The 1,157-nt window shown below is 43.4% G+C and carries 1 protein-coding gene; it reads left to right on the top strand.

What is annotated here, in order from left to right:
* The coding region (locus tag QSJ81_RS25630; RefSeq protein WP_285720123.1) for a calcium-binding protein at positions 1–1,157 on the top strand (1,157 nt) is incomplete at both ends.

The following is a 1,157-nucleotide window of genomic DNA, read 5'->3' as shown; positions in this document are numbered from 1 at the left end:
GTGCGGATACGATGATTGGCGGTCTGGGAAATGATACCTATGTAGTAGACAATATTGGTGATGCTGTTATAGAAAATGCAGGTGAAGGCATAGATACCGTATTATCAAGTATTGCCTACACGTTGGGTGCCAATGTGGAGAACTTGACATTGACTGGTACAGCTAATATTAATGGTGTCGGCAATGACTTGAATAATGTCATCACAGGTAACAGCGGCAATAATGTTCTGGCCGGCGGTTTGGGTGCGGATACTATGATTGGCGGTCAAGGGAATGATACCTATGTGGTAGACAATATAGGTGACGTGATCGTAGAAAATGCAGGTGAAGGAACGGATACGGTGTATTCGAATCTTGCCAGCTATACCTTGGGATCCAATCTTGAGAACCTAATTCTTTATGGTACTGGTAATATTAATGGTATTGGCAATGGCCTCAATAACGTCATCACGGGTAACAGTAGCAATAATGTTCTGAGTGGTGAGGCTGGTGATGATATACTAGACGGTGGTTTAGGTGCGGATACTATGATAGGCGGTCTGGGAAATGATACCTATGTAGTAGACAATATTGGTGATGCTGTTGTAGAAAATGCAGGTGAAGGCATAGATACCGTATTGTCAAGTATTGCCTACACGTTGGGGGCCAATGTGGAGAACTTGACATTAACCGGTACAGCCAACATTAATGGTGTCGGTAATGACCTCAATAACGTCATCACTGGTAATAGCGGCAATAACGTTCTGGCTGGTGGCTTGGGTGCAGATACGATGATTGGCGGTCAGGGAAATGATGCCTATGTGGTAGACGATGTAGGCGATGTGATCGTAGAAAATGCAGGTGAAGGAACGGACACGGTGTATTCCAATCTTACTACCTATACCTTAGGAGCCAATCTTGAGAACCTAATTCTTTATGGTACTGGTAATATTAACGGTACTGGTAATGAAGTTAATAATGTTCTAACAGGTAACAGTGGCAATAATACTCTAGACGGTGGCTTCGGTGCGGATACGATGATTGGCGGTCTGGGAAATGATACCTATGTAGTAGACAATATTGGTGATGCTGTTATAGAAAATGCAGGTGAAGGCATAGATACCGTATTATCAAGTATTGCCTACACGTTGGGTGCCAATGTGGAGAACTTGACATTG

Origin of the sequence: Pelosinus sp. IPA-1, assembly GCF_030269905.1 — a bacterium.
In the GTDB taxonomy this organism is placed as follows: Bacteria; Bacillota; Negativicutes; order DSM-13327; family DSM-13327; genus Pelosinus.
This window is presented reverse-complemented; position numbering and strand designations above follow the sequence as displayed.